This is a genomic window from Pseudomonas sp. GXM4, assembly GCF_008923895.1.
GTDB lineage: Bacteria > Pseudomonadota > Gammaproteobacteria > Pseudomonadales > Pseudomonadaceae > Aquipseudomonas > Aquipseudomonas atacamensis.
This window is the reverse complement of sequence record NZ_WBRZ01000441.1, coordinates 1-2,537: the sequence shown is the minus strand read 5'-3', so window position 1 is coordinate 2,537 and position 2,537 is coordinate 1. Positions and strand designations below refer to the sequence as shown.

Genomic DNA, 2,537 nt, shown 5'->3' with positions numbered 1-2,537 from the left:
TCCCACAGGGATTAATGCTCGGATCAGGTCCCGGCGATCAGCTGCCGAGCCGCCTGGCTGTGATCGGCGATCAGACCTTTCAGGTCCAGCCCTTCAACCTGACCATCAACCACACGCCACTTGCCGCCAATCATCACCCGATCCGCCCGATCGGCGCCGCACAGCAGCAACGCCGAAATCGGATCATGGCTACCGGAGAAGCGCAGTTCATCGAGCTTGAACAACGCCAGATCCGCCTGTTTGCCCACGGCGATTTCGCCGATGTCGCTGCGACCGAGCAGGCTCGCCGAACCCTTGGTCGCCCAGCCCAGCACGCGCTCCGGGGTGATCTTTTCGGCGCCGTAACGCAGGCGCTGGATGTACAGCGCCTGACGCGCTTCGAGGATCATGTTCGAGGCATCGTTGGACGCCGAACCGTCAACGCCAAGACCGAACAGCGCGCCGGCGTCGGTCAGCTCGATGCTCGGGCAGATGCCGGACGCCAGGCGCATGTTCGAGCTTGGGCAGTGGCAGATGCCGGTGCCGGCCTGGCCGAGGCGGGCGATTTCGTCGGGGTTGAAATGGATGCCGTGGGCCAGCCAGGTACGCGGGCCGAGCCAGCCGACGCTGTCCAGATAATCGACGGTGCGCAGACCGAAACGTTGCAGGCAGAAGTCTTCTTCATCGAGGGTTTCAGCGAGGTGGGTGTGCAGACGCACATCGAGTTTGTTCGCCAGATCAGCGCTGGCCGACATGATTTCCGGGGTCACCGAAAATGGCGAACATGGCGCCAGAGCGATCTGGATCTGCGCGCCGTCGCCACGCTCGTGATACTCGTGAATCAGCCGCTGACTGTCGTCGAGAATCACCTGACCTTCCTGCACCGTTTGTTGCGGAGGCAGACCGCCGTCCTTCTCGCCAAGGCTCATCGAGCCGCGCGTGAGCATGGCGCGCATGCCCAGTTCGCGCACCGTTTCGACCTGCACGTCGATGGCGTTTTCCAGACCGTCCGGGAACAGATAGTGATGGTCGGCAGCGGTGGTGCAACCCGAGAGCAGCAATTCGGCCAGCGCCACTTTGGTGGCGAGGGCGAGTTTTTCCGGGGTCAGCCGCGCCCATACCGGGTACAGGGTTTTCAGCCACGGAAACAGCGGCTGATTGACCACCGGCGCCCAGGCGCGGGTCAGGGTTTGATAGAAGTGATGGTGAGTGTTGATCAGGCCCGGCAGGATCACATGCTCGCGGGCATCGAACACTTCATTGCACGGCGCCGACGGCTGCTGACCGGCAGCGAGGACTTCGACGATCACACCGTCTTGGACGACAAGACCGCCACGGGCATCAAGCTCGTTGGAGGTGAAAATGGCGAGGGGATTTTTTAACCAGGTACGGGTCGCAGGCATTGTGGCCGGCTCCTCTGAAAGTTGGGTTCAGGGTTGCCAGCTCAGTGTTGCCCTGTCTGCTGATCCAGGGTCGCCGCGAAGGACGAGGCGCGCAGTTTCAAACAAATCGCCGCGCCGGGCAAGCGCCACCCGACCATTCACCATCATCCCCCTGTGGGAGCGAGCCTGCTCGCGAAGGCGTCATGCCAGTCGATACAGATTTACCTGACAGCTCGTATTCGCGAGCAGGCTCGCTCCCACATCGGGATTTTCAGTGCTTACCAGGCAATCGTCTCACCCTTGTAATTGACGAAGTGATGCCCGCCCTTGCCGGTGAACGCATTGACCTGATCAATCAGCCCGCGAGTGCTGGTCTCTACATCCAGGTCAGCACCTTCGCCGCCCATGTCGGTCTTCACCCAGCCCGGGTGCAACGACAGTACGGTGAGTTTCTGTTCACCCAGTTGCGTGACAAAACTGTTGGTCATCGAATTCAGCGCCGCCTTGCTCGCCTTGTACAGCGCCAGTTCCGGCGCGTCGGGCATGGTCACGCTGCCGAGTACCGAACTCATGAACGCCAGCACGCCGCTGCCGTCGCGGATCTGCCCGACGAAACGCTGGGCCAGATTGATCGGCGCCACCGCGTTGGTGAAAAACAGCTGCCCGACCTCGGCCAGGGTCGCGCCGCCCGGCGTCTGCACGTCCGGGCCTTTTACCCCGGCGTTGACGAACAACAGATCGAAGGTTTCGCCCTTGAGCTTCTGGCTCAGAGCGATCACTGCTTGCTGATCGTCCATGTCGAGCTTCTCGATGCGCACGTCACCCAGCGCTTGCAGCGCCTCGGCCTTCTGCGGATTGCGCACCGTCGCGGTGACCTGCCAGCCATCGCCCAGCAGGGTCTTCACCAGACCGAGGCCCAAGCCGCGGGAGGCGCCGATGATCAGTGCGTTTTTTGCCTGAGACATGATGGGTTTCCTTGAAAGTCAGCATTCAGGATTCAATGGACACGCCTGACCAAGGCGCAGTTGCAGCGCTTGGCGAAAAACAGGCTTTGATCCCGGAGCATACTCCAGGCCTCTTGAGTTTCTCGAGGGTGTTTGATCAGAAACAATCATGAGGCGTGGTTCAAGTGTTGCCTGTGCGGACGCTTTCGCGAGCATGCCCGCTCCCACATTC

The 2,537-nt window shown here is 61.6% G+C and carries 2 protein-coding genes and 1 pseudogene; all 3 read right to left on the bottom strand.

Going from position 1 to position 2,537, the window contains the following annotated elements; all coding sequences use genetic code 11:
- Window positions 1–23: 23 nt before the first annotated feature.
- Window positions 24–1,382: an 8-oxoguanine deaminase gene (locus F8N49_RS27140; protein ID WP_016771813.1), complete on the bottom strand. Its 1,359-nt coding sequence runs from the start codon at window positions 1,380–1,382 to the stop codon at window positions 24–26.
- Between the two features lie 257 nt (window positions 1,383–1,639).
- Window positions 1,640–2,326: an SDR family oxidoreductase gene (locus tag F8N49_RS27135; protein WP_039764086.1), complete on the bottom strand. Its 687-nt coding sequence runs from the start codon at window positions 2,324–2,326 to the stop codon at window positions 1,640–1,642.
- A gap of 18 nt (window positions 2,327–2,344) precedes the next feature.
- A pseudogene (locus F8N49_RS28125) lies at window positions 2,345–2,537 on the bottom strand (hypothetical protein); the annotation flags it as partial.